This window comes from Nocardiopsis ganjiahuensis DSM 45031 (genome assembly GCF_000341085.1).
GTDB lineage: Bacteria > Actinomycetota > Actinomycetes > Streptosporangiales > Streptosporangiaceae > Nocardiopsis > Nocardiopsis ganjiahuensis.
Genome location: NZ_ANBA01000015.1, coordinates 149,792 through 172,426, shown reverse-complemented (window position 1 = coordinate 172,426; position 22,635 = coordinate 149,792). Strand labels below are relative to the sequence as shown.

Genomic DNA, 22,635 nt, shown 5'->3' with positions numbered 1-22,635 from the left:
AACGGAGGTGGCTTTGGGGAACAGGCCGCGTATCAAGGATGTGGCGCGACGTGCGGGTGTCTCGCAGAAGACGGTTTCCAACGTTATTAACGACCACCCGAACGTCAGCCCCAGGACCCGAGCGGCCGTGGAGGAGGCCATCGCGGCCCTGGGCTACCGGGTCAACCTCGCCGGGCGCCACCTGCGCCGGGGCGAGTCGGGGGTGATCGCCCTGATCGTGCCCGAACTCGACCTGGGGTACTTCGCCGAACTCTCCGACCTGATCATCAGGGAGGCCGAACAGCACTCCCGGACCGTGCTCGTGCACCAGACCGAGGCCCGCCGGGAGCGCGAGATGGCGGCCCTCGACGGGTTCGGCACCGACTTCGTCGACGGGGTCCTGTTCAACCCGCTGGCCATGGACGACGACGACCTCGCCGCCCACCGCTCCCGGCTGCCGGTCGTGCTCCTGGGCGAGACGCCCCAGGCGGGGCGGCACCACCACGTCACGATCGACAACGTCAGGGCCGCGCGCGAGGCCACCGACCACCTGCTCGACGCGGGACGGACGCGCATCGCGGTGATCGGCGGCCGCCCGCCGGGCCCGAGCGGGACCGCCGAACTGCGCGCCCAGGGCTACCGCGAGGCCGTCGAGGCCCGCGGGCTGGCGTACGAACCCGAACTCGTGCGGCCGGCCCGGCACTTCCACTGGCAGGACGGCGCCGACCTTGCCGCCGAGCTCGTGCGCTCCCCGCGGCCCCCCGACGCTCTGCTGTGCCTGAACGATCCGCTGGCGCTGGGGGCGATCCGCGCCCTCTACGACGCCGGGGTGCGGGTGCCCGAGGACGTGGCCGTGGCCGGGTTCGACGACATCGCCCTGGGCCGCTGCTCCGTGCCGAGCCTGACCACCGTCTCACCGGACAAGCCGGGCCTGGCGCGTGCGGCGGTGAAGTTGCTCATGGAGGAGATCGAGGCCCGCCGCTCCCCTTCCGCCCCGTCCTCCCGGGAAGCGGCGGAGGGGACCGTTTCCGCATTCGAGGATTCCACCCCCGGGGATCCCGCTCCGAAGGAGATCGTCGTCGGGCACACCCTCCTGGTCCGGGAAAGCAGCGGACCGAAGTCCTGATCCCTTCCGGGCGCCGAAGCGAAAAAACGAAAAAGGTCAAAACACTCTTCGTTCAGACAAAAGAACCCAATGCTGCAATGTCCATTTAAAGCGGGTTTGCGGCGAAGCGCTTCGAGGGTTTTTGTGCTGGCCGGTGGGCTTGGTTACGAGAAACTCCCCGTTCTTCTCGGGGGTGGACTAACGTGAAATCCATCCACCTCGGAAGGTCCCACCTCCGGGATGTCCGGGGTGTTCTCCCCTGCCCCTGACACCGGCGGGCGGAACGGTAACGGCTCCTCCATCCGCCCGAAACGCCGCGAGGAATGCATTCATGGCAGTACACCTGTCCGACCGGAAACGCCCTTTCCTGCGCCCCGGCCAACAGGCACTCGTCGCTCTTCTGATCACCTCCGCCCTGACCGCCCCGGCCTGGTCCTGGACGGTGATCGAGAGCCCCGAAGCGGCCCGATCGGTCATCGCCCTGGTCGTCGGTGTGGCCGGCCTGCTGCTGTGCGCGGCCGTGGCCACCGCCGCCTACCATGCGGCCGCCGCGCGCATCGCCCGTGCCCACGGCACCAGGGTCAGCGGCGGTGCGCGGACCCTGGAGGAGGAGACGGGGCGGGTCGTCGACGCGCTCCTGCCCGCCCTCGCCCACGCGGCCCGCGAGGGACGCCCCGTCGAGGCCGTGCTCTCCGCGCACCCCCGCCCCACCCACCCCACGGTCGACCGGCTCGCCCATGCCGTCACCACCCAGGTCGCCGGCGCCGAGCGCCGCTCGGCCGAGGACCGGGCGGCGCGCGCGGAGATCGAGAACGAGGTCACCGACCTGGCCGACGCCGTGCTCCCGCTGATCGTGCACCGGGTCCGCGAGGACCGCACCACCGCCGTCGAGGTCCTCGAGCAGGAGTTCCAGGACGTCCACGCGCCCGTGGCCCACCTGCGCCGACGCGTCCTCGAGGAGATCCTGGCCGGCGAGCGCCGCTCCGCCACCGCCCTGGTCTCGGCGGCCAACTCCGGCGGGCGCATCCAGGCGCACCTGACCACCCTGCTCGCCCAGCTCCGGGATCTGGAGAACCGCTACGGCGACCGCCCCGACATCTTCCACGACCTGCTGGCGGTCGACCACAACGTCGCCCGCACCGGCCGCCTCGCGGACGCGTTCGTCGTCCTCGCCCAGGGGCGTTCCGGGCGCCGTTGGACCCGCCCCATCGTGATGGAGAGCATCCTGCGCGGGGCCATGGGCCGCATCACCGCCTTCCGCCGTGTCCGGCTGCACTACACCAGCAAGGTGGCGGTGGTCGGGTACGCGGCGGAGGGGGTCATGCAGGCGCTGGCCGAGCTCATGGACAACGCCGCCAACTTCTCCGCGCACGGCACCGACGTCCACGTCTACGTGCAGGAGGAGGACACCGGGGTCACCGTCACGGTCGAGGACAGCGGGCTGGGCCTGCGCCACCGGGAACGCCGGGTCGCCGAGAACCTCATCGCCGAACCCCGCACCCTGGCCACCCTCCCCGGGACCCGGACAGGACTGGCGGTCGTGGGCTGCCTGGCGGACAAGTACGGCCTCAAGGTGAGCTTCCGGCCCTCCGCCCGTGGCGGGGTCGGGGTGGTCGTGCTCATCCCGCCCAACCTCATCACCGAACCCCGCGTCCCCCAGCGCCGCCCGCGCGCGGCCGCCGCCCCGCCTCCGGTTCCCGTCCCGCCTCCGGCCGCTGTCACGCCTGCCTCCCCGACTCCGGCTCCCGCCCCGCCTCCGGCCGCGGTCGCTCCCGCCTCCCCGGCCCCCGTGCCCCCCGCCGTGGCCGACCCGTCCACGGCGGGCGCGGATCCGGACGGAACGGAACGCCCGCCCCTGGCCCGCCGGGACGCCGCCCGCCCCGCCCCCACCGCCGGGACCGAACAGGAGTCCCCGCCCGAACCGCCGGTCAACCTGCCCCAGCGCCGACGGGGCCACACCCTGGCCGAGGCGGTCCGGGAGAACCCCGAACAGCTCTTCCCGACCGAACGCCGTTCCCTCGACCCCCGCACGCGCAACGGGCTCCCCACCCGGTTCGCCGCCTTCCGTGACGCCGGCGGCGCCCCGGAGGAGGAGAGCCCGGACAGCACCTGGGAGGACGGTCGATGAGCACGGCCCCCACCGCGTACCACCGGAAACCGAACGAAGAGGAACGGAGGGAGGGGCACCGGGCCGTACCGAGTCCGGACCGCTGCCCCGAAGTCCCCATGACGACCACGGACGCCAGCCTCGACTGGATGCTGGAGAACCTGCGCCACCGGACCCCGGGCATCCGGCACGTCCTGGTGCTGTCCAGGGACGGGCTCAAGATGTGCCACACCCGGGAACTGGACCAGGACAGGGCCGACCAGCTCGCCGCGATCTCCGCCGGGATCCAGAGCCTGTCCCTCAGCGCCTCCGCCGAGTTCGGCGACGCGACCGGCTCGGGCCAGGCGATGCTGGAGTACGGAGGCGGCCTCCTGCTCATCGTCGGTGCCGGCGAGGGTGCCCACCTGGCCGTCATCGCGGGACACGAGGCCGACGTCGGCGTGGTCGCCCACCACATGAACGAACTCGTCGAGCAGATCGGCGGGCACCTCACGGCCGCGCCCCGCCGCGGGCCCCACGAGGTGGACCCGCCCCGATGAACACGCGACCCCTGAACTCGGAACCCCTCGAAGCGGAGGCACCGGACCGGCTGTACACGGTCACCGGGGGGCGCGGCGACGCCGAGGACCCCGCCCTCGACTCGGTGTCCCTCGTCGTCGCCGAGTCCGACCCCGGGCCCGACATGCAGTCCGAGCACGCCGACATCCTCCGGCTGTGCGTCCACCCCATCGCCGTGGTGGAGATCTCAGCGGAGCTCCGGCTCCCGGTGAGCGTCGTGCGGATCCTTCTCACCGACCTGCTGGACACCGGGGCGGTGACCGCCCGGCACCCCGTACCCTCCACGACCTCCTCCCCCCGGAAGGGGCCACGGCACGACCCCGACACCCTGAAGCAGGTGCTCCTTGCCCTCCAACGCCTCTGACGCCCCCGCGGCCGCGCCGGCCACGGGACGGTTCCCCCTGGCCAGTACCGCGAGCAACGCGCTCAAGATCGTCATCGTCGGCGGATTCGGCGTGGGGAAGACGACCATGGTCGGTTCGGTCAGCGAGATGCGCCCGTTGAGTACCGAAGAGGTCATGACGCAGGCCAGCGCCGGGGTGGACGACCTCAGCGCGGTCCGCGACAAGCGCACCACCACGGCCGCGTTCGACTTCGGCCGGATCACCGTCGACGCCACCCGGGTCCTCTACCTCTTCGGCGCCCCCGGCCAGAAACGCTTCTGGTTCCTGTGGGAGCAGCTCTTCACCGGCAGTCTCGGCGCTGTCGTGCTCGTCGACACCAACCGGGTCGAGGAGTCCTGGTACGCCATCGACCGCCTCGAACACCACCGCACCCCGTTCGTGGTCGCGGTCAACCGGTTCGGCCCGGGGCCGAACCTGGACGCGGTACGCACCGCCCTGGACCTGTCCGACGACGTTCCCCTGTTGGAGTGCGACGCCCGTCGCCGGGAGTCCAGCCGCGACGTCCTGATCGCCCTCGTCCACCACCTGGCCAGGTACCGTCCGCCCACGTCAGCACCGGAGATGTCATCGTGAACAACACCGTGGGAGCCTTCGGGGCACAGGGGGCGAGCGTCCCCCCGGCCCGGGGGCCCGTGCCCCTCTCACCCGCACACGAGCACGCCATGCGCTTCTACGGGCCCGACATCGCCCGGGACCCGGTACCGCTGTACGAGGAGATGCGCCGACGCTTCGGCCCGGTGGCCCCCATCCTCCTCGACGGCGACATCCCCGCGTGGTTCGTGCTCGGCTACCGGGAACTGCACCACGTCACCGGCAGACCCGAGTGGTTCGCCCGGGACTGCCGCCGCTGGAACATGTGGGACCACGTCGACGACGACTGGCCGCTCATGCCGTACGTGATGTGGACCCCCTCGGTGATGTTCGCCGAGGGCGCCGAACACCAGCGGCGTGCCGGGGCGATCGGTGACGCCCTCGACGCCACGGACCGCGCGGACCTGCGCGCGCTGTGCCAGTGGGTCGCCGACGGGCTCATCGACCAGTTCGCCGGGGACGGCGAGGCCGACCTGGTCAGCCAGTACGCCCACCACATCCCGGCCGGGGTGATCGCCCGGCTGTACGGCCTGCCGGCGCAGGAGGTCTCCGACATGGTCCGGGACATCCTCGTCTCCCTGGACGTCACCGCCGACGCGGGCCAGGCCCACCACCGGGTCCAGGAGCGGATGCGGCGGATCGTCGGCGAGCGGCGGGCCCACCCGCGCGACGACATCCCCTCCCGGCTGCTCCTGCACCCGGCCGGACTCACCGACGAGGAGGTGGTCATCGACCTGCTGGTGATCATGTCGGCGGCCCAGGCGCCCACCGGGAACTGGATCGGGAACACGCTGCGGCTCATGCTGCTCGACGACGACTTCTCCCTGACCCTGCAGGGCGGCCGCAGCAGCTCCGGCGAGGCGCTCAACGAGGTGTTGTGGAAGAACACCCCCACCCAGAACTTCATCGGCCGGTGGGCGGTGCAGTCCTGTGAACTGGGCGGGCGCCGGATCAAGCGGGGCGACCTGCTGGTGCTGGGCCTGGCCGCGGCCAACTGCGATCCCCGGCTCAACACCGGTGACCTGGGCATCTACGGGACCAACCGGGCGCAGATGTCGTTCGGGCACGGGGAACACGGCTGTCCGTTCCCCGCACCCGAGACAGCGGAGGTGATCGCCCGCACCGCGGTGGAGACCCTCCTGGACCGGCTGCCCGACGTGCGGATGGCCGTGCCCCCGGACCGGTTGCGGTGGCGGCCGTCGGTGTGGATGCGCGGGCTGTACGAGCTCCCCGCGCGGTTCAGCCCCATCGTCGGTCAGGGGCGCGGCACCGGTTAGGGGCGGGGCGCCGGTCAGGGGACGGCCCGGGGCCGGGGGACCGGGGAGAACTCCAGGGGCAGCTCGCGCAGCCCTCGGGTGAACAGGCCCTGTTCGACCAGCTCGGCGCCCTCGGCCAGCCTCAGGTTCGGCATGGCGTCGAGCAGGTCGTTCACCGCCGTCCGGACCTCGGCCTCGGCCAGCAGCGCCCCCACGCAGAAGTGTCGGCCGAGCGCGAAGGACAGGTGTTCGGCGGCGGCGGAGAAGGACGTGGCCCCGTCCAGTTCCGGGCGGGACAGGTCGAAGGAGTCCGGTTCGGTGAACCGGGCGGGGTCGCGGTTGGCCGCCCCGATCAGGCAGGTGACGGTCGCCCCGGCGGGCACCGTGCCGCCGCCGATCTCCACGTCCCGGCCGGCCTGGCGCATGATCATCTGCACCGGAGGGGTCAGCCGCAGTGACTCGGCGAAGGCGCGGGGGACGAGGGAACGGTCCTCCCGGACGGCCGCGAGCTGCTCCGGGTGGGCGATCAGGTTGGCGAACAGGCCGGCCAGAGCCTTGTCCGTGGTCTCCCCGCCGGCGGCCAGGAGGAGGCTGCAGAAGGCCTTGACCTCCTCGTCGGTCATCCGGGTGCCGTCGACCTCCGCCTGGCAGAGCCGGGAGAGCAGGTCGTCCCCGGGGTTCTCCCGGCGTTCGGCGATGACCGGGAGCAGATACGCCTCGAACTCGTCGCGCGTGCGCAGCCCGGCGGCGGCCACCTCCGGGTCCTGGGCGAGGTTGCCGAGGAAGGCGATGATCGCGGTGTACCAGTCGTGGAAGCGGTCGTGGTCGCCCTGGTCCAGGCCGAGCATGTCCACGATGACGTTGATCGGGAAGCGGGTCGCGTACTGGGAGACCAGGTCGACCCGGCCCTCGTGGCGGAAGGCGTCGACCAGCGTGCGGCTGTTGCGCTCGATCACCGGGAGGAAGCGCTCCTGGAGCTCCCGGCCGCGGAAGGCGGGCGCGACCAGGGCCCGGCGGGTGGAGTGGTCGCGCCCGTCGAGCTGGAGGATGGTCCGGCCGTGGACCGGTTCCAGCTGCCAGCCGTAGTTGTCCGTGGAGAAGGCGCCCTCCCGGTCCTGGAAGACCCGCCGCACGTCCTCGTACCGGGAGAGGACGTAGCTGGACGTGGGCTCGTGCCACAGGAGGGGCGAGTGTTCGCGCAGCAGGGAGTAGACGGGGTAGGGGTCGGCGGAGAACTCGGGGGAGAGCAGGTCCGGGATGCTGTGGGCGCTGGTCAAGCGGTCACGCTCCAGAGTCTGGAAGACGGGTGCCGAGGAACCCTCACAGTAGGCAGACGTCCGGACGTGATCCAGCCCTGATCGGCCCGGAACTCGATATCCAGGTGAAAAGGGTGCTAAGTCCGCTTCCCCGGTGTCCGTAACACGGCCCGAACCGGTGGATTCGGGTGTCCGCGAAGGGACCCCGGGCCGGATCAGGCCTGTACCGCGCTCCCCGGACCCTCCTCCCGCTCCACTTCCTCCTGGGCCTCCCGGGCGATTCGGTCGAACTGGGCTCCCATGGCCTCGGCGAGGGCGGTGGCCGCGGACAGGGGCCGGACCATGACGACGAGGTCGTCGATCAGCCCCTCCTCGTTCGTGTGGATGAAGTCGCAGCCGTTGAGTTTCCTGCCGCCGACCGTCGCCTCGAAGACCAGGGCGTGGTCGCGGCCGCCGGCGTCGTTGATCTCGCGCACGTACCGGAAGTCGGTGAAGACCCGGCTGACGCCCCTGATGATCGCGGCGGTGATGGCCCGTCCGGCGTAGGGCTCGAAGGCGACGGGGCTGGTGAACACCACGTCCTCGGCGAGCAGGGCGCGGATCGTGTCGTGGTCGTCGGCCTCGACGGCCTTGCGGAAGTCGTGCACGGTTCTCCCCTTATGCAACTTTTTGAATAGGTGCTTCGGAGAGTAGCAAGCGCCCCGAGGGCTGACCAGTGGACTCGTTGACCAATCGCGCCTCTGCCTAATCACCTGGTTGGTCACCAGGGTGCTAATTTGTCTGGATGGCACTGAGAGAGGCGGTTCTGGCAGCGCTCCTGGAGGGTGAGGCCTCCGGTTACGACCTGGCCAAACGGTTCGACGCCGGGGTCGCGAACTTCTGGTCGGCGACCCCGCAGCAGTTGTACCGCGAGCTCGAACGGCTGGAGGGCGAGGGCCTGCTCAGCGCCAGGGTGGTGCGGCAGGAACGCCGACCGGACAAGCGCCTGTTCACCGTCACCGAGGCCGGGCGCGAGGTGCTGCGCTCCTTCAGCCACCAGCCCTCCCGGCCCACGGCGATCCGCGACGACCTGCTCGTGAAGCTCCAGGCCGCGGACGAGACCGGCCTCGACGCCGTGATCACCGCGCTCGAGCAGCGCATGGAACTGTGCCGCGCCAAGCTGGAGCGCTACGACCGCCTCGCGGAGCGCATGCGCGGCGGCCTCGACGAGGAGCGCTACCTGCGCGAGGCCGAACGGGTCGGTCCCTACCTGACCCTCCAGCGCGGCCGTTCCCACGAACAGGAGAACCTGCGCTGGGGCGCCGCCACCCTGGCCGTCCTGGAGCGCCGCCGGGCCGAGCCGCGATGATCCCGCTCCCGGCGCGGTCCTGGGACTGCGCCGGGAGACAGGGGCACGGCCGCCTAGTTGGCGGACCGCCTCCAGTTGTCCGGAACCCGGTCGGCGGGTCCGGGAACCGGCTGGTCCTGCGGGTGCGAGGTCGGTGCGGCCAGCTCGGGGCCCTGGACGACCTGCTCGGTGCGGAAGTCGTAGAACCACTCCTCACCCGGCTCGAAGCTCTGCACGACCGGGTGTCCGGTGGACTGGAAGTGGCGGGTTCCGTGCTGGGCGGGCGAGCTGTCGCAGCAGCCGACGTGTCCGCAGGCCGCACAGCGGCGCAGGTGCACCCACCAGCCGTCGCCCGCGAGGCACTCCTGGCAGCCGTCTCCGCTGGGCGGGACGGTCGGGTCGATCTCGTTGCTCATGGCGTCACGCTACCCACCGCGACCGGGAAGGAGCGTGAACCACGCCCGGACCCGGGTGCGCGACCCCGCCGCACGGCTCCCCGGATCCCGGTGGCCGCGGTCGGCGGGGGCGACCGGTAACCTCGTCGCCGCCCGCCCCGAACGACGGGCCCCAACAACCTGGAAGGCACTCCCATGAGCGAGGAGCTGTCCGTGCGCGTCGACGGTCACGTCGGCGTCCTGGAGATCCACCGCCCGCCGAACAACCACTTCGACCTCGGCGTCCTGACCGAACTCGCGGACACCGCCGAGGAGCTCGCCGCCGGGGACTGCCGTGTCCTCGTGCTGTGCTCGGAGGGCAAGAACTTCTGTGCGGGAGTGGACTTCGCCTCCGGCGGGGTCGGAGACACCCCGGTCAGCACGCTCAGCGCCATCTACGGCCAGGGCCTGCGCCTGTTCTCACTGCCGGTGCCGGTGATCGCGGCGGTCCAGGGCGCGGCCGTGGGCGGCGGACTCGGACTGGCCTGCGCGGCCGACTTCCGGGTGGCCGCCCCCTCCTCGCGGTTCCACGCCAACTTCGGCCTCCTGGGCCTGCACCAGGGGTTCGGCCTGACCGCCTCACTGCCCCGGATCGTGGGCCGGCAGAAGGCCGCCGACATGCTCTACACGGCCCGCCGCGTCACCGGTACCGAGGCGCACGCCATCGGCCTCGCCGACCTGCTGGCGGACGAGGCGGACCTGCGTGGGGAGGCGGTCCGCCAGGCACACCGCATCGCCCTCTCCGCCCCTCTGGCGGTGCGCTCGATGAAGGCCACCATGCGCGCCGAGCTGCTCGCCGAACTGCCCGCCGCCCTGGACCGGGAGGTCGTCGAACAGACCAAACTGCTCGGCACCAAGGACAACGAGGCCGGGGTCACCGCCTCCCTCAACCGCACCAGGCCCACCTTCACAGGGGAGTGACCGCGCCCCCCGACGCTCGGCCCCCGGCGCTCGGCCCCCGGCGCCCGGCGCCTCCTCGGCGGCGGTCGCGGTGTGAGCGGAGGGCCTTCCCGGGGACACCGGACACGGGTGAGTGCTTTGATGACTTAAGTCCACAAAAAGCATCCGAGGTAATAGACCAACCGTCATTTCATGCTTGATGCGTCCGATGATTGTTATGGGAGACTCCTTCGCCAGGAGGCTTTCACCCGATAGGTTGCGGTCCTGGAATGGGGAACGGCGCGTCGGGGGAGGACTGTGCCAAGGGTTGCGGAAGCGGTGGAGAGCGTACTCGAATGTACGGGCTCACGTGCGGCGATGCTGGTGGACCGAGCCACCGGGCACGCTTTTGCGAGGGTGGGGGAACGGTCTCTCCTGCTTCCCGCGGAGAGTGTCGGTGAGTCCTATCAAATGGCTCAGATCGCGCAGTTGGCCGGAAGCGGCCAAAGCCGGGCCGAGACCGAGAGCATTGTGGTAACCACCACCGAACACCACCATGTCATCCGCCCCGTACCCGTTCCCGGAACGGACGGTCCGCTGTTGAGTGTGGTCTTCGACCGGGCACGCACCAACCTGGCCCTGGCCCGGCGCGAACTCGACCAGCGAGCCGAGGTCCTGCTGGCATGAGCCCCACCGGGACCGGCCCCGCCCCGTACGGCGGCCTGGCGGCGGACATGCGCAGCCTCCACCACGAGTCCTTCACCGGTGCGCTGCTCGTGTTCGGCCCGCCCGACACCACCCTCCACTTCCGGCAGGGGCTCCTGGTCGCGGCCCGGACCCCGGCCGCGCCCGCCCCCGACACCCTGCTGCTCCGGTCCGGCGCCGTGCCCGAACAGGACTGGGCGGCGGCCCGCGCACACGCCCTCACCACAGGGGACCTCGGCGCCGAACTCCTCGCCCGCCGTCACGTGAGCGCCGCGCTGCTCGAACTCACCCTGGAGCGGTCCCTCCTGGACGGGGTCTTCGCGATGGGCCTGACCCCCTCCAACCGCGGCGGCGAGGTCCGGCCCGGCGCGCTGCCGCCGCTGCTGCGCCTGGACGAGGGCGTCGAACCCGGCCCGGCCCTGCGGGAGGCCGCACGCCGCCACGACGCCGTCGGACGCAGGTGGGGCCCGCCGGCCGACCTGGCCCGGCTGCGCCCGGTGGCGTCCGGGGCACCGGAGGCGGTGCCCTCCACCGTCCACCGGGACCTCCTGGCCCGCGCCGACGGCCGCCGCACCCCCCGCGACCTCGCCTTCGCGCTGGGACGGGACGTGAGCGGGGTGATGGCCGACCTGGTCAGGCTGGCCGAGCGGGGCCTGGTCGAGACCGCGCCGCGCCCGCCCGGGGGGCCGCTCAGCCGCCGCCTGCCCGAGCGCGGGCAGGACGGCCCCGGACCCCGGCCGCTCACCCAGCGGCGGCCCGGCGCCGACGGAACGCACCTCGCGCCCGGGACGGACACCGGCCTGCCCCCGGAAGTGGCCGCCCGCCTGAACGCGGCTCACCACGTCCCGGGTGACCTGCTGGGAGACGAGGAATGACCCGGGAGGAGAGCCTGCCGGAAAGTACGGGGGAGCTTGAGGAAGCGGAAGGCCCCGGCGGGGTTCGCGGACTGCCCAAGCGCGTCCCCGCGCCGGTGCCGAGGGGCCCGCGCCCCCGCCCGGGGCTGTTCGGCCCGGACGCGGCCGAACCCGGACCGATCGCCGCGCTGCGCAGGACGCGGCGCGCGGCGGTCCCGCTGGAACGGGTGCGGCGCGCGCTCGAGGAACTGGATGGACTCGACGAACAGGGAGAGCCGTCGCACGGTGACGACGGCAGGAGAGGGGAGTGAACGATGGTCCAGGACGAGATCGTCCGCGAACTGGCCGACCTGCGCGAGCGCGTGGTGGGTGTGACCGGTGGGGTGGTCGCGGCCTCGGACGGTCTGGTGGTGGCCTCCGACAGTCCGGAGATCCGTGACCAGGCCCTGGCCGCGCTGGCCGCCGCCAGCCTCGGCCTCGGCAAACGCACCGCGGCGGAGGTCTCCCTGGGGCCCCTCAACGAGGTGGAGATCCGCTGCCAGGGCGGGCACGTCGTGGTCTACGCCGTGGGCGCCGAGGCCCTGCTCGCCGTCATGGGCGACGAGGGCATGGACGGCCGGACCCTGGGACGGGAGGCCCGTCGCACCATCGAGAGAATCGGCGCCCTCCTGGAGGTCACCCCCGTCACCTGACCCGGGGCCTGATGGGGGGTCCCTGAACCCCCGGTCGAGGGGTGTCGGCGAGGGAGAGGACTCAGGGCCGGTAATCGACGGGGGAGAGGCCGCCGTCCTGCCGGGCGAGGCTCTCGGCGCCCGAGACCCGGTCGGTGTTGTGCGCGGCGACCGCGGTCCAGCCCTCGGGAGCCCTGGCCACGACGAAGGTGAACACCCCGCGCCGACGCCCTGCCGGGCTGCCGTCGGGCATCACCTGGCCGTCGATGGACCACCGGCAGTGCACGACGGCCGATTCCGTGCCGAGCATGCGGACCCGGACCCCGGACACCCGCATGGTGGTACCCGGGAAGATCACCCGAAGCCCGTGCTCGTGGGCCCGTCTGATGCTCTCCCGGTCACGCCACCACAGCCCGACCACGTTGACGAAGTCCGCGTCCGGCGCGAACAGCGCGGCGATCCCGCTGGCGTCGCCACGGTTCCAGGCCTGCGCGAAGCGCTCCGGAACACCCTCCGGCCCCTCGTTCACCGACACCTCGTGCCCTCCCCTCTGCTGCGGCCCCTGTCTCGATCATGCGCCGGATTTGGATGAGCTGGAGTAAGGCAGTGAGGCGGCTGACCTCGAACTCCTGGCCCAGTTCGTTCTTGGAGGGCATTCTGCCTCCGGCGGTCAGGTCACCGTCGACGATGCGGTCCAGCAGAGTTTGGGCGATCTCGTCGGCGAGCAGCGGTCTCGGCACGACACTTCCTCTTGGACCGGGGAAGGACAGGGGCGCGGAGCCCCCGGCGGTGCCGACCCCCGAAGACATCACGCATGTCCACAGCAGGGCCCGACCCTATCGCCGTCCCGGCCTTCTGCCCGCTTGCTGATCGGGTACAGACGATCCACGAGTCTCATGATGACAGGCACCCGTTGCTCCGGTTCGCAGTCGTCCAGCAGCGCCCTGACATGGCGCACCATGACGGCGTCCCGAAGCAGCTTCACCACGGCGAGCAGGACAGGAACGATCGCGGTGCAGACAAGCGCGGTGGTCATCCGGAGTGCCTGGCGAGGTTCTCGGCCATGACCTGGTCGCGGATGAGCGGGTCGATCCGGCAGTTGGTCTGGCAACGAAGAGTGGCCCGGGCCTCGCCCAGTTTGAGGGTGCCTGTGGTGCTAATTTCTCCTTCGCCGCTATCCCGGGTCGCGGCGACCACTCCGCTGTGGAGCAAGCTGTCGGCCACGTCACTGATGACGGTCCCGCAACACCATTCGAACACGACGTCAAGGTAAGCGTGTGTATAGGTGTTCACCCAGGGGTGGGAGCGACCCGTGATGTTGAGCAATCCGGGACGACGCAACAGGCGACTGAGGAGCCAGTCACGATCTTGTCGACGTTTTCGACCATGCAGCTCGTTCTCTCCGAGCCAGAATGCCAAGGTCGGTCGTTCGCGAGGACCGGGGGACTTCGGGTGGCTTCTCCACAGTTGTACATCTTGCGGGGTGTTGTCGGGCAGCGTGGGAGACCACTCGGGGTCAGGGTGTCGGAGTCGAACCGAAGCTCCGCCCGCCGTATGAATGAGAATCAGGTCCTGCCCCGGTTCGAGTTCCTGTCCTGGTTCGAGGTCGGGACGTAGGCCAGGGAGGCCTCGAACGCCTTGGTAGGCGTGGTCGTAATGGGGGAGAAGCTCCCGGACAACCGTGTTCGCCATCTCGGGGTGGAGATGGAGCACCGGCTGTGCGGGAAGAGGGTCGACACGAACCAGGCCGAGGGCGACGCTGTCGAGTTGTTCGTCCCTGAACGCGTTGGCGAGCACGTGGACCAGGAAGGCCTCAAGGCTGCGCTGTCGTGGAGAGCAAGCGTCTGGCACCGGGCGGAGCTTTGAGATGAAACCTTGTTCGGCCCACTCGAGGCAGGCCTTCTCCGGGGTCCTAGTGGCTTTCGCGCACAGGCGCACGGCCTCTGCGGGGTCTTGATCAGGGCTGAATGCAAGGGCCTTCCGGTTCGAGAGGAACCCCTGTTCGGCCCATTCCCTGCAGACCCTGTAGAAGGTGCCGGTCGCCTTCGCGTGGGCCTTGGCGGCGCGCTGAGCATTAGACATCCTGGACATACGTCTCCCTCGACGCTCCCCGGCCGAGCGTTCGGAGGTAGGTCAGTACATCCTGCGGAAATGTCGAACAACGCTCGCGGGAACTACGGGAGAGTCCTTGCCCCATCTCGGGACGGCCGGGTCCTGAGGCTGAAGGGGAGGTTGCCGCGACAACGGGGACAGCGTAACCCACCCGAAGCGGGGAGTGGAACAGGTTCGGTGAGAGTCGGGCTCGGGGCAGACCAGGGTGGCTTATCTGGCTGCTGAGCTTGATGGTCACGGTCCGCCGGGACGTTGTCCGGTTCGGGCGACGGCGCCCGTCCGGCCGGACCCGGGGCGGCCGGGCCTCAGACGCGGCGTTCGGAGTGGCCGAGCTCGCGGTCGGGGGCGACGCGGTCGCGGACCAGCTTCTTGATGTCGGCCGCGTCGGTGAAGGCCGCGTCTCTCTTGCGGGACCAGACGGTCTCGCCGTCCACGCGCACCTCGAACACACCGTCGGTTCCGGGGACCAGGGCCACCTCACCGAGTTCGGCCTCGAAGGTGGTGAGCAGCTCCTGCGCCATCCAGGTCGCGCGCGGCAGCCATTTGCAGCGCGTGCAGTACTCGATTTCCAGCCGTGGGGTCCTCACCTGTTCCGTCACGGGCCCCAGTATGCCCGCACCGCGCGGACCGGGGTCACCCCGGGGCGCCGGCGTCCGCGGGCGCCGTCATCCGGAACCACCCGTGGCGATGCCGTCCATCAGGTTGTCCACCAGAGCTACGGCGAAGTCCTCGGTGACGGGCTCGTCGGGGATGAGCAGTCGGTGGTAGACCGCCCCCCAGAGCTGGTCGATGAGCACCCGCACGTCCACCCCATCCCGGATCTGTCCCGCTTCCTGGGCCGCGCAAAGCCGTTCCGCGGCGAGCCGGCGGCGCTCGGTGGAGTACAGCCTCCGGTACGCGCTGGCCAGCTCCTCGTCGGTCTGCGCCTCGCCGATCAGCTGGGTGAGGATCCGGCCCCCTGGGGTCCGCGTCATCACCCGGGTGAAGGCGCGCAGCTGGCTCTTCAGGTCGGTGCGCACGTCCCCGGTGTCGGGAAAGCTCAGCGCGGGCTCCACCGCGTGGAAGTAGGCGTCCAGGGCCAAGGCGCCCTTGGAGGGCCACCACTTGTAGAGGGTCGTCTTGCTCACCCCCGCCTCGCGGGCCGCCCGCTCGAACGACAGTGTGCCCGTGCCCTCGCTCAGGAGGAGTTCGCCGACGGCGCGGAGCACGTCCGCGCGGACCTCCTCCGCGGGACGCCTCCCCCGCCCGCGGGAGCCGCGGACCTCTCCGGTCATGGTGCCTACCTGCTTTCGATGGTGGTCCGGGGCGGGTTCAGGCGATGCCGCCGTTGCTGAAGAGGGTCTGGCCGTTGACCCAGCGGGCCGGTCCGGCGAGGAAGGAGACGGTCTCGGCGGCGTCCTCGGGGCGGCCGAGGCGCTCCAGCGGGGGCGCCTTGGCGAGCTGGTCGACCGTGGCCTCGTCCTTGCCGTCGAGGAACAACGGGGTGGCGGTGGGGCCGGGCGCGACCGTGTTGACGGTGATGTTCCGCCCGCGCAGCTCCCGGGCGAGGACCAGGGTGATGCCCTCCACCGCCGCCTTGCTCGCGACGTAGGGGCCGTAGGTGGGGAACTGCAGACGCGAGACGCTGGTCGAGAAGTTGACGACCGCTCCGCCCTCGCGCACCCGCCGGGCCGCCAGCTGGGCGATCACGAAGGTACCCCGGATGTTCGTGCGGTGCATCCGGTCGAGGTCGTCGAGGTCGAAGGTGGCGATCGGTCCCAGGATCATGATCCCGGCGGTGTTCACGACGACGTCGACACCGCCGAAGGCCGCCTCGACGATGTCGAACGCGGCGGCCATGGCGTTCTCGTCGGCGACGTCGCCTCCGACGGTGATCGCCCTGCCGCCCGCCTCGGTGATCGCCGAAGCGACCTCGTCGGCCCTGGCCGGGTTCCCGGCGTAGTGGACGGCGACGGCCAGGCCGTCGGCGGCCAGGCGCTCCGCGACGGCCCGGCCGATGCCGCCGGAGCCGCCGACGACAAGGGCGACGCGTTCGGTGGTGGAGGTGCTCATGGTTCTGTCTTCCTGCTCGGGTAAGTGAACGACACGTCCATATAACCACTATGTGAACGGTTCGTCCATATGCTTGGGGGCAACGTGACCCGGGCGCTGGTGGATTTTCGAGTTCGGCACACCCTGGTGTGAGCGCGACAGCGGTCACCCTCCAGGCCGAGGCCGGTACCGTCCCGGGACCGGAGGGGTCCTACTGCGACCACCCCTACGAGCACATCGCCGTCACTGGACTCCGCGTTCCCTGAACGTTCGTTCCTGCACGTTCAGGCGCCGCTACGCGGTGCGCGGCGGTGCCAGCGAGTCGGTGATCCGGACCGTCGTGGGCAGTCTCCGCCCCCGCGGCCGGTGGCCCGGCTCCCCGTCCACCATCTCGGTCAGCGCGGACACCGCCGCGCGCCCCAGCTCGTCCGCGGGGGTGCGCACCGCCGTGATCGGCGGCCCGGGCAGGTCGGCCAGGGCGATGTCGTCGGCCGCGGCGACGCTGATGTCCGCGGGCACCCGCACGCCGAGACGGCCGAACTCGAACATGACGCCGAGCAGGAGCAGGCTGTTGTAGACGAGGACCGCGGTGCAGCCGGAGTCGGCGATCTCCCGTGCGGTGGCGGCCCCCTCGGCGAAGGCCGGCCGCACCGGCCCGAAGACCCGCACCCGCAGCTGGTACCGGGCCGCGTGCTCGACCAGTTCCGCGCGCCGGTGCCGGTCCATCCACGAACTGGGCGGGCCCGCGAGGTAGGCGACCTCGCGGTGTCCGAGCTCCACCAGGCGGTCGTAGACCGTGCCCAGGCCGCCGGGAGTGTCGACGGTGAAGGAGGTCAGGCCGGGCACCCGGCGGTTGATCGCCACCACCGGTTTGCGCCGGTGCACCTCCTGCAGGTCGGCGGCCGAGCTCACCGGTGACTGCACGGCGAAGCCGTCGACCTGGCTCTCCAGTTCGCTGAGCGCCTCCGCCTCCCGGTCCGGGTCCCCGCCGGTCACGGCGATGATCACCCGCCGGCCGCTCTCACCGGCCAGGTCCTGCGCGGCCGTGGCGGTGGCGGCGTAGAAGGGGTTGTCCAGGTCGGGGACGAGCAGGGCGAAGAACCCGCTGCGCCCGGTGGTCAGCGCCCGGGCGGCCGGGTTGACGCGAAATCCCAGCCGTTCGGCGGCGGCGCGCACCCTCACCAGGGTGGACTCGGCGACCATCGACGGCCGCGACATCGCCCGCGACACGGTGGACGCCGAGACGCCGGCCTCCCTGGCCACGTCGTCCAGACTCGCCATTCCAACTCCTCGCAGGTCATGGTGCCCCCGGTCACACTCGTGGCCGCGGGGGTTGGCGTGGTGCCCAACTGAGGTTACGGTGTTGCAAGCGCTTGCAGAAGCGCTTGCAGTTGTCTTCGCAGATAAGACAGCACAAAGATCCCCGAACTTCCCACTGACAGCGACCGGGAGTGGAATTGCCCAGCCCGTCACCCACCGCAGAGGCCGCCCGAGTCGCTTCGCGCCGCCGTCTCCTCCCACGCCCGCCCGTCACGGTCCTGCTCGTCCCCGGGCTGGCCGTCATGCTCTTCGCCTTCTGCTACCCGGTGGTGACCACCCTGGCCTGGCCGCCCGACGGCGACCCCGCCACGGTCGCGCGGGAGACGGGCAGCCTCCTCACCGACCCCTACCTGCTGCCGGTGATCGCGCGCACCGTCCGGGTCTCCGTCCTGACCACCGCGCTCTGCCTGGCCATGGGCTTCCCGGTGGCCTACCTGATCTCGCGGGCCCCGGGGGCCTGGCCGGGCCGCCTCCTCGCCCTGGCGATCTTCCCGCTCCTGCTCAACACCGTCGTGCGGACCTACGGCTGGATCGTGGTGCTCGGCGGCAACGGCCTGATCAGCAAGGTCAGCGAGGCGCTGGGCCTGGGCCGGGTCCAACTGCTCTACACCGAGACCGCGATCGTGCTCGGCCTGGTCCAGCTGTTCCTGCCCCTGATGATCCTGTCCACCTACTCCAGCCTCTCCCAGCAGGACCACCGGCTGGAGGACGCCGCCCGCGGCCTGGGCGCCTCTCCCGGCCGCGCCTTCCGCGACGTCGTCTTCCCCCTCGCCCTGCCCGGCGTGCTGGTCGGCTGCACGCTGGTCTTCGCCGGCGCGGTCACCGCCTTCACCACGCCCCAGCTTCTCGGCGGCCCCCGGGAGCGGCTCCTGTCCACCCTGCTCTACAGCCGGGTCAACGTCAGCCTCGACTGGCCCTCGGCCAGCGCCATCGCCCTGGTGATGACGGTGCTGGTCCTGGTGGCCAGCGCGTTGTCCAACCGGCTCGGCAAGATCGGGAGCACCACCTCATGATCCTGAGACGCCCGTTCCTCTCCCTGCTCGCGGCGGCCGCCTTCGTGCTGATGCTCGGTCCCGTGGTGATCCTGGTCGGGGTCGCCTTCACCGCCGGAAGCACCCTGGCCTTCCCCCCGGAGGGCCTGTCCCTGCGCTGGTTCTCCGCCGCCCTGGAGTACGGCCCGTTCGTCGACTCCTTCGGCACCAGCATGGTCGTCGCGGCCGTCTCGACCCTGCTCGCCCTGTTCCTGGGCGTCCCCGCGACCCTGGCACTGCACCGGGGCAACCCGCGCGGCCGCCGGGTGATGGAGAACCTGTTCTTCGCCCCGATCGTGGTCCCCGAGCTGGTCCTGGGCCTGGCCCTGTTCCAGCAGCTCATGGTCGGCATGCGGGTGACCGCGCTCGGCGCCCTGATCGTCGGACACACCGTCCTGCTGCTCCCGTACACCGTCCGGGTGGTCGGGGCCTCGCTGGCACTGGCCGACGCACGCCTGGAGGAGGCCGCCCGCGGCCTGGGCGCCGGTCCGGTGCGCACCTTCTTCACCGTGACCCTGCCGGTGATGGCGCCGGGCATCCTCTCGGCCACCATCCTGGCCTTCATCACCTCCCTCAACAACGTTCCGCTGTCCCTCCTGCTCACCGGCCCGGGCGTGGCGACGCTGCCGGTGGAGATGCTCAACTACGTCCAGTCCTCGTTCGACCCGGTGGTCGCGGCGGTCAGCGTGCTGCTTCTGGCACTCAGCGTCGCGGTCGCCTTCGCCACCGAACGCATGGTCGGTTTCACGAAGGTCTTCGGCCGCTAGCCAGGAAGTTTCGGCGGCCGGCCGCGCAGGCCGTCAGCCGGGAAGAAGGAGACACCCACACATGACATCCGTCGTCGAAACAGCCGTCGAGGCACCGGTCGTCGAGCTCGACCGCGTCAGCCACCGCTTCGGGGCCCGGGGAGGCAAGGGCGGCACCACCGCCGTCGCCGACCTGGACCTGGCCGTGCGCCGCGGGGAGTTCACCACCCTGCTGGGCCCCAGCGGCTGCGGCAAGACCACCACCCTGCGGATGATCGCCGGGTTCCTCCAGCCCACCTCCGGGCGGATCCTGCTGGAGGGCGCGGACGCCACCCGCACGCCGCCGGAGAAGCGCAACATCGGCATGGTCTTCCAGTCCTACGCGCTTTTCCCGCACATGACCCTGCGCGACAACGTCGGCTACGGCCTGCGCACCCGCAAGGTCGCCTCCGCCGAGGTGAAGCGGCGGGCGGGGGAGGCCCTCGAACTGGTCGGGCTCGCCCACCTGGCCGACCGCAAACCCGCCGAGCTCTCCGGTGGCCAGCAGCAGCGCGTGGCCCTGGCCCGCGCCGTGGCGATCCGCCCCTCGGTGCTGCTGCTGGACGAGCCGCTGTCCAACCTGGACGCCCAGCTGCGCGTACAGATGCGGCGCGAACTCCTGCGCGTCCAGCGCGAGACCGGCCTGACCGCCGTCCTGGTCACCCACGACCAGGACGAGGCGCTGGAGCTGTCCGACACGATGGTCATCCTCAACAACGGGCACCTGGAGCAGCAGGGGGCGCCCCGGGACGTCTTCCCGCGCCCCGCCAACCGCTTCGTCGCGGAGTTCCTCGGTTACGACAACTTCCCGGAGGTCCCCGGACACGGGCCGGTCACCGTCCGCCCCGAGCACGTGCGGCTGCTCTCCGGCGGCGCGCGCGAGGACACCGGCGAGACCGGTCTGGACGGCACCGTCGGCGAGGTCACCTTCCAGGGCAGCAACTGCCTGGTCGAGGCGGTCATCGACGGGGCGGAGGGGCCCGGAGCGGTTCTGCGCGCCCTGCACCCGGCCGACGACCTGCGCCCCGGCGACCCCGTGCGGATCGCCCTGCCGCACCGCCACCTGGTGGAGCTGCCCGCGCACGGGGCGCCCGCACACGAGGCGACCGCGCACGAGGTGGCCGGATGAGCCGCCCCGCGCACCCGCGCCCGCGCCCGCGGCGCCTGACCGCCGCCCTCGCCGGGGCCCTGGCCCTGACCGCCGTGACCGCCTCGTGCGCCCCCGTCCGCGGGGACGACCCCGACACCCTGGTGGTGAGCACCTTCGCCTTCGCCACGGAGGAGTTCACGCAGGTGGTGGCGGAACCCTTCGAGGCCGAGACCGGCATCGAGGTGGTCCTGGACACCGGGACCAACGCCGGACGGCTCACCAAGCTGAGGATCAACGCGCAGACCCCGGACACCGACGTCGTGCTCATCTCCGACTACTACGCGCAGATCGGCAAGGACATGGGGCTGTTCTCCCCGGTCGACCGGGAGGACGTGCCCAACCTGGACGCCGTCCAGCCGTGGGCGGTGGACCCCGACGGCTACGGCCCCGCCTACACCTTCCAGCTCCTGGGCCTGCTGTACCGGACCGACCTGGTCGAGGAGGCGCCCGACTCCTGGGACGACCTCTGGGCGAAGCCCGAGGACGGGTACGTGCTGCCCGACATCTCCGTCTCGGCCGGCCCGATGTTCGTCCTCGCGGCCGGCGAGCACTTCGGATCGGGACCGTCCGACCCCGACGCCGGGTTCGATGCGATGGCCGGGATCGGCCCGGACGCGCTCCAGTTCTACACCGGCTCCACCGAGCTCACCAGCCTGCTCGAACGCGGTGAGATCGCCATGGCCCCGGGGCTGGACAACTTCGCCATGGGATCGGTGGAGGCCGACCAGCCCATCGGCTTCGCCGTGCCCGACCAGGGCAGGGTGATGACCGCCAACACCGTGCAGGTGGTGGACGGAGCGCCGAACCCGGCCGGGGCGCTGGCCTTCGCCGACTTCCTGCTCCGCCCCGAGATCCAGGAGGGGATGGCCGAGGCCCTGTACGACAAACCCGTCGCGCTGGGCGCCGACCCGACACCCCTCATGGAACAGGTCTCCCGGGACGCGGCCTCGGACCCGATCGCCAACGGCTACCACCAGGGCGACCTGGAACTGATCGCCGACGAGCGGTCGGCCTGGCTGGACCGCTTCACCGAGGAGGTGGCCCGGTGACCGACCCCTCGACCGACCCGCTGACCGGCCCGGCCACCGGACCCGTGCCCGTCGTGATCGACTGCGACCCCGGAGTCGACGACGCCGTCGCCCTGCTGCTGGCCCTGGCCTCACCGCACCTGGACGTGCGCGGGGTGACCACGGTCGCGGGCAACGTCTCCCTGACCGACGTGAACCGCAACGCCGCACACGTCCTGGACCTGGCCGGAGCCCCCGCCGACCTGCCGCTGGTGCCCGGCCTGGCCGGGCCGATCGCCCGTACCCGCCGCATCCGCGACGAACCCATGCACGGCGCCGGGGGGCTGGGCGGACTGCTGCCCGCGTCCCCGCCCCGGCCCCTGACCCCCGGCCACGCGGTGGACTGGCTGGCCGAACAGGCCCTGCGCTCCCCGGGAGAGCTGACCCTGGTCGCGATCGGACCGCTGTCCAACGTCGCGGCCGTGCTCGCCCGGCACCCCGAGGCCGGTCCGGCGTTCAGGGAGATCGTCGTGATGGGCGGCGCCGCCTTCGCCCAGGGCAACGTCACCCCGGCGGCGGAGTTCAACTTCCACGCCGACCCGGAGGCCGCCCGCTACGTGCTGGAGTCGGGCCTGCCGGTACGGATCGTGGGACTGGACGTGACCCGTGCCGCGCTCTACCCGCTGGAGGCCGCCGAACACCTGGCCTCCCTGCCCGGCACCGCAGGGACCGCCGGAGGCCTGCTGCGCGAGTACGCCCGCCGCTACCTGGACCGGTTCGGCGTCCCGGCCGTACCCGTGCACGACGCGCTGGCGGTCGCCGCGGTCAGCGACCCCGAGCTGCTCGGCTGGGAGGAGGGCAGCGCCTCGGTGGAGTGCTCCGGAGAACTCACCCGGGGAGCCCTCGTAGCCGACCTGCGCACACCCGACCGCGCACGGAACGTGCGCGTGGCCCGCACCGTCGACGCCGACGGCTTCTCCGCCCACCTCACCGAAGGCATCACCCGCTACGCAGCGGGACCGGACCACACCGCGTGAACGCCGAGAACCGCGAACACGCTCCAGAAGGGAACC

General features: G+C 71.6%; 27 protein-coding genes and 1 pseudogene. 17 read left to right on the top strand and 11 right to left on the bottom strand.

From position 1 onward, the window contains the following. Positions 1 to 40: 40 nt before the first annotated feature. The 6 genes from D458_RS0122330 (at position 41) to D458_RS0122305 (ending at position 6,021) form a co-directional block, all read left to right on the top strand. The gene (locus tag D458_RS0122330) at positions 41 to 1,105 is read left to right on the top strand and encodes a LacI family DNA-binding transcriptional regulator (RefSeq protein ID WP_026119582.1); all 1,065 of its coding nucleotides are present in this window, start codon (positions 41 to 43) and stop codon (positions 1,103 to 1,105) included. Between the two features lie 310 nt (positions 1,106 to 1,415). After that, positions 1,416 to 3,212 (top strand): sensor histidine kinase, encoded by a 1,797-nt coding sequence (locus D458_RS0122325; RefSeq protein WP_017588960.1) that lies wholly within the window; start codon positions 1,416 to 1,418, stop codon positions 3,210 to 3,212. Positions 3,213 to 3,310: 98 nt separating this feature from the next. Beyond that, positions 3,311 to 3,730 carry a roadblock/LC7 domain-containing protein gene (locus D458_RS0122320; protein ID WP_026119581.1) on the top strand — a complete coding sequence of 140 codons (420 nt, stop codon included), beginning with the start codon at positions 3,311 to 3,313 and terminating at the stop codon, positions 3,728 to 3,730. After that, complete coding sequence (locus D458_RS0122315; protein ID WP_017588958.1) at positions 3,727 to 4,113, top strand: DUF742 domain-containing protein; 387 nt, start codon at positions 3,727 to 3,729, stop codon at positions 4,111 to 4,113. The genes D458_RS0122320 and D458_RS0122315 overlap by 4 nt, the downstream gene beginning before the upstream one ends. Next, a complete protein-coding gene (locus tag D458_RS33995; RefSeq protein WP_017588957.1) occupies positions 4,094 to 4,726 on the top strand; it encodes a GTP-binding protein in 633 nt (210 codons plus the stop codon). The genes D458_RS0122315 and D458_RS33995 overlap by 20 nt, the downstream gene beginning before the upstream one ends. After that, on the top strand, positions 4,723 to 6,021 hold the full coding sequence (locus D458_RS0122305; protein ID WP_017588956.1) for a cytochrome P450: 1,299 nt from the start codon (positions 4,723 to 4,725) through the stop codon (positions 6,019 to 6,021). The genes D458_RS33995 and D458_RS0122305 overlap by 4 nt, the downstream gene beginning before the upstream one ends. A gap of 14 nt (positions 6,022 to 6,035) precedes the next feature. Here the strand turns inward: D458_RS0122305 and D458_RS0122300 are convergent, their stop codons facing one another. Together D458_RS0122300 and D458_RS0122295 are read right to left on the bottom strand one after the other, a co-directional pair. Continuing rightward, positions 6,036 to 7,277 (bottom strand): cytochrome P450, encoded by a 1,242-nt coding sequence (locus tag D458_RS0122300; RefSeq protein ID WP_017588955.1) that lies wholly within the window; start codon positions 7,275 to 7,277, stop codon positions 6,036 to 6,038. A gap of 194 nt (positions 7,278 to 7,471) precedes the next feature. After that, a complete protein-coding gene (locus tag D458_RS0122295; RefSeq protein WP_017588954.1) occupies positions 7,472 to 7,903 on the bottom strand; it encodes a nuclear transport factor 2 family protein in 432 nt (143 codons plus the stop codon). A gap of 137 nt (positions 7,904 to 8,040) precedes the next feature. On the opposite strand from D458_RS0122295, the gene D458_RS0122290 reads away from it, so the two are divergent. After that, on the top strand, positions 8,041 to 8,604 hold the full coding sequence (locus D458_RS0122290) for a PadR family transcriptional regulator (RefSeq protein ID WP_017588953.1): 564 nt from the start codon (positions 8,041 to 8,043) through the stop codon (positions 8,602 to 8,604). A 53-nt stretch (positions 8,605 to 8,657) separates the two neighbouring features. On the opposite strand, the gene D458_RS0122285 is transcribed toward D458_RS0122290, so the two are convergent. After that, positions 8,658 to 8,999, bottom strand: a complete 342-nt coding sequence (locus D458_RS0122285) for a UBP-type zinc finger domain-containing protein (protein WP_017588952.1) — start codon at positions 8,997 to 8,999, stop codon at positions 8,658 to 8,660. Positions 9,000 to 9,173: 174 nt separating this feature from the next. On the opposite strand from D458_RS0122285, the gene D458_RS0122280 reads away from it, so the two are divergent. The 5 genes from D458_RS0122280 to D458_RS0122260 all read left to right on the top strand — a co-directional run bounded on the left by D458_RS0122280 (position 9,174) and on the right by D458_RS0122260 (position 12,147). Then, complete coding sequence (locus D458_RS0122280; RefSeq protein ID WP_017588951.1) at positions 9,174 to 9,938, top strand: enoyl-CoA hydratase/isomerase family protein; 765 nt, start codon at positions 9,174 to 9,176, stop codon at positions 9,936 to 9,938. A 429-nt stretch (positions 9,939 to 10,367) separates the two neighbouring features. Continuing rightward, on the top strand, positions 10,368 to 10,583 hold the full coding sequence (locus tag D458_RS0122275; protein WP_017588950.1) for a hypothetical protein: 216 nt from the start codon (positions 10,368 to 10,370) through the stop codon (positions 10,581 to 10,583). Further along, positions 10,580 to 11,476, top strand: coding sequence for a MarR family transcriptional regulator (locus D458_RS0122270; RefSeq protein ID WP_017588949.1), 897 nt, complete (start codon positions 10,580 to 10,582; stop codon positions 11,474 to 11,476). Before D458_RS0122275 ends, D458_RS0122270 begins: the two co-directional genes overlap by 4 nt. Further along, positions 11,473 to 11,766, top strand: coding sequence for a hypothetical protein (locus tag D458_RS33990; RefSeq protein ID WP_017588948.1), 294 nt, complete (start codon positions 11,473 to 11,475; stop codon positions 11,764 to 11,766). Before D458_RS0122270 ends, D458_RS33990 begins: the two co-directional genes overlap by 4 nt. Before the next feature lie 3 nt (positions 11,767 to 11,769). Beyond that, the gene (locus D458_RS0122260) at positions 11,770 to 12,147 is read left to right on the top strand and encodes a roadblock/LC7 domain-containing protein (protein ID WP_017588947.1); all 378 of its coding nucleotides are present in this window, start codon (positions 11,770 to 11,772) and stop codon (positions 12,145 to 12,147) included. Between the two features lie 61 nt (positions 12,148 to 12,208). Here the strand turns inward: D458_RS0122260 and D458_RS0122255 are convergent, their stop codons facing one another. The 8 genes and pseudogenes from D458_RS0122255 to D458_RS0122220 form a co-directional block, all read right to left on the bottom strand. Further along, positions 12,209 to 12,661, bottom strand: a complete 453-nt coding sequence (locus D458_RS0122255) for an SgcJ/EcaC family oxidoreductase (protein ID WP_017588946.1) — start codon at positions 12,659 to 12,661, stop codon at positions 12,209 to 12,211. Positions 12,662 to 12,743: 82 nt separating this feature from the next. Then, positions 12,744 to 12,935, bottom strand: a pseudogene (locus tag D458_RS37685) (GntR family transcriptional regulator); the annotation flags it as partial. Then, positions 12,935 to 13,162: a hypothetical protein gene (locus tag D458_RS0122250; RefSeq protein ID WP_017588945.1), complete on the bottom strand. Its 228-nt coding sequence runs from the start codon at positions 13,160 to 13,162 to the stop codon at positions 12,935 to 12,937. The pseudogene D458_RS37685 and the gene D458_RS0122250, both read right to left, overlap by 1 nt. Further along, a complete protein-coding gene (locus tag D458_RS36510) occupies positions 13,159 to 14,217 on the bottom strand; it encodes a hypothetical protein (protein WP_152521209.1) in 1,059 nt (352 codons plus the stop codon). Before D458_RS36510 ends, D458_RS0122250 begins: the two co-directional genes overlap by 4 nt. Before the next feature lie 326 nt (positions 14,218 to 14,543). After that, entirely contained in the window at positions 14,544 to 14,825 is a 282-nt protein-coding gene (locus D458_RS0122235; protein WP_017588942.1) for a SelT/SelW/SelH family protein, read from the bottom strand. 78 nt (positions 14,826 to 14,903) lie between these two features. Continuing rightward, positions 14,904 to 15,512, bottom strand: a complete 609-nt coding sequence (locus tag D458_RS0122230; protein ID WP_017588941.1) for a TetR/AcrR family transcriptional regulator — start codon at positions 15,510 to 15,512, stop codon at positions 14,904 to 14,906. A gap of 37 nt (positions 15,513 to 15,549) precedes the next feature. Next, positions 15,550 to 16,290: an SDR family oxidoreductase gene (locus D458_RS0122225; RefSeq protein WP_017588940.1), complete on the bottom strand. Its 741-nt coding sequence runs from the start codon at positions 16,288 to 16,290 to the stop codon at positions 15,550 to 15,552. 273 nt (positions 16,291 to 16,563) lie between these two features. Then, the gene (locus tag D458_RS0122220) at positions 16,564 to 17,550 is read right to left on the bottom strand and encodes a LacI family DNA-binding transcriptional regulator (RefSeq protein ID WP_017588939.1); all 987 of its coding nucleotides are present in this window, start codon (positions 17,548 to 17,550) and stop codon (positions 16,564 to 16,566) included. Between the two features lie 170 nt (positions 17,551 to 17,720). On the opposite strand from D458_RS0122220, the gene D458_RS0122215 reads away from it, so the two are divergent. From D458_RS0122215 to D458_RS0122195, 5 genes are all read left to right on the top strand, one after another. Further along, complete coding sequence (locus D458_RS0122215) at positions 17,721 to 18,602, top strand: ABC transporter permease (RefSeq protein WP_239648037.1); 882 nt, start codon at positions 17,721 to 17,723, stop codon at positions 18,600 to 18,602. Beyond that, positions 18,599 to 19,387: an ABC transporter permease gene (locus D458_RS0122210; protein WP_017588937.1), complete on the top strand. Its 789-nt coding sequence runs from the start codon at positions 18,599 to 18,601 to the stop codon at positions 19,385 to 19,387. Before D458_RS0122215 ends, D458_RS0122210 begins: the two co-directional genes overlap by 4 nt. 61 nt (positions 19,388 to 19,448) lie before the next feature. Beyond that, complete coding sequence (locus D458_RS0122205; RefSeq protein WP_017588936.1) at positions 19,449 to 20,534, top strand: ABC transporter ATP-binding protein; 1,086 nt, start codon at positions 19,449 to 19,451, stop codon at positions 20,532 to 20,534. Further along, complete coding sequence (locus tag D458_RS0122200) at positions 20,531 to 21,604, top strand: ABC transporter substrate-binding protein (RefSeq protein ID WP_017588935.1); 1,074 nt, start codon at positions 20,531 to 20,533, stop codon at positions 21,602 to 21,604. The genes D458_RS0122205 and D458_RS0122200 overlap by 4 nt, the downstream gene beginning before the upstream one ends. Next, entirely contained in the window at positions 21,601 to 22,599 is a 999-nt protein-coding gene (locus D458_RS0122195; protein ID WP_017588934.1) for a nucleoside hydrolase, read from the top strand. Before D458_RS0122200 ends, D458_RS0122195 begins: the two co-directional genes overlap by 4 nt. Positions 22,600 to 22,635 lie beyond the last annotated feature (36 nt).

What these genes read in the sequence shown, in the direction of transcription:
- D458_RS0122325 (WP_017588960.1), top strand. Translation starts at nt 1,416, where the DNA reads ATGGCAGTACACCTGTCCGACCGGAAACGCCCTTTCCTGCGCCCCGGC.
- D458_RS0122320 (WP_026119581.1), top strand. Translation starts at nt 3,311, where the DNA reads ATGACGACCACGGACGCCAGCCTCGACTGGATGCTGGAGAACCTGCGC.
- D458_RS0122315 (WP_017588958.1), top strand. Translation starts at nt 3,727, where the DNA reads ATGAACACGCGACCCCTGAACTCGGAACCCCTCGAAGCGGAGGCACCG.
- D458_RS0122290 (WP_017588953.1), top strand. Translation starts at nt 8,041, where the DNA reads ATGGCACTGAGAGAGGCGGTTCTGGCAGCGCTCCTGGAGGGTGAGGCC.
- D458_RS0122285 (WP_017588952.1), bottom strand. Translation starts at nt 8,999, where the DNA reads ATGAGCAACGAGATCGACCCGACCGTCCCGCCCAGCGGAGACGGCTGC.
- D458_RS0122280 (WP_017588951.1), top strand. Translation starts at nt 9,174, where the DNA reads ATGAGCGAGGAGCTGTCCGTGCGCGTCGACGGTCACGTCGGCGTCCTG.
- D458_RS0122275 (WP_017588950.1), top strand. Translation starts at nt 10,368, where the DNA reads ATGGCTCAGATCGCGCAGTTGGCCGGAAGCGGCCAAAGCCGGGCCGAG.
- D458_RS0122270 (WP_017588949.1), top strand. Translation starts at nt 10,580, where the DNA reads ATGAGCCCCACCGGGACCGGCCCCGCCCCGTACGGCGGCCTGGCGGCG.
- D458_RS33990 (WP_017588948.1), top strand. Translation starts at nt 11,473, where the DNA reads ATGACCCGGGAGGAGAGCCTGCCGGAAAGTACGGGGGAGCTTGAGGAA.
- D458_RS0122260 (WP_017588947.1), top strand. Translation starts at nt 11,770, where the DNA reads ATGGTCCAGGACGAGATCGTCCGCGAACTGGCCGACCTGCGCGAGCGC.
- D458_RS0122250 (WP_017588945.1), bottom strand. Translation starts at nt 13,162, where the DNA reads ATGACCACCGCGCTTGTCTGCACCGCGATCGTTCCTGTCCTGCTCGCC.
- D458_RS36510 (WP_152521209.1), bottom strand. Translation starts at nt 14,217, where the DNA reads ATGTCCAGGATGTCTAATGCTCAGCGCGCCGCCAAGGCCCACGCGAAG.
- D458_RS0122230 (WP_017588941.1), bottom strand. Translation starts at nt 15,512, where the DNA reads ATGACCGGAGAGGTCCGCGGCTCCCGCGGGCGGGGGAGGCGTCCCGCG.
- D458_RS0122225 (WP_017588940.1), bottom strand. Translation starts at nt 16,290, where the DNA reads ATGAGCACCTCCACCACCGAACGCGTCGCCCTTGTCGTCGGCGGCTCC.
- D458_RS0122220 (WP_017588939.1), bottom strand. Translation starts at nt 17,550, where the DNA reads ATGGCGAGTCTGGACGACGTGGCCAGGGAGGCCGGCGTCTCGGCGTCC.
- D458_RS0122210 (WP_017588937.1), top strand. Translation starts at nt 18,599, where the DNA reads ATGATCCTGAGACGCCCGTTCCTCTCCCTGCTCGCGGCGGCCGCCTTC.
- D458_RS0122205 (WP_017588936.1), top strand. Translation starts at nt 19,449, where the DNA reads ATGACATCCGTCGTCGAAACAGCCGTCGAGGCACCGGTCGTCGAGCTC.
- D458_RS0122200 (WP_017588935.1), top strand. Translation starts at nt 20,531, where the DNA reads ATGAGCCGCCCCGCGCACCCGCGCCCGCGCCCGCGGCGCCTGACCGCC.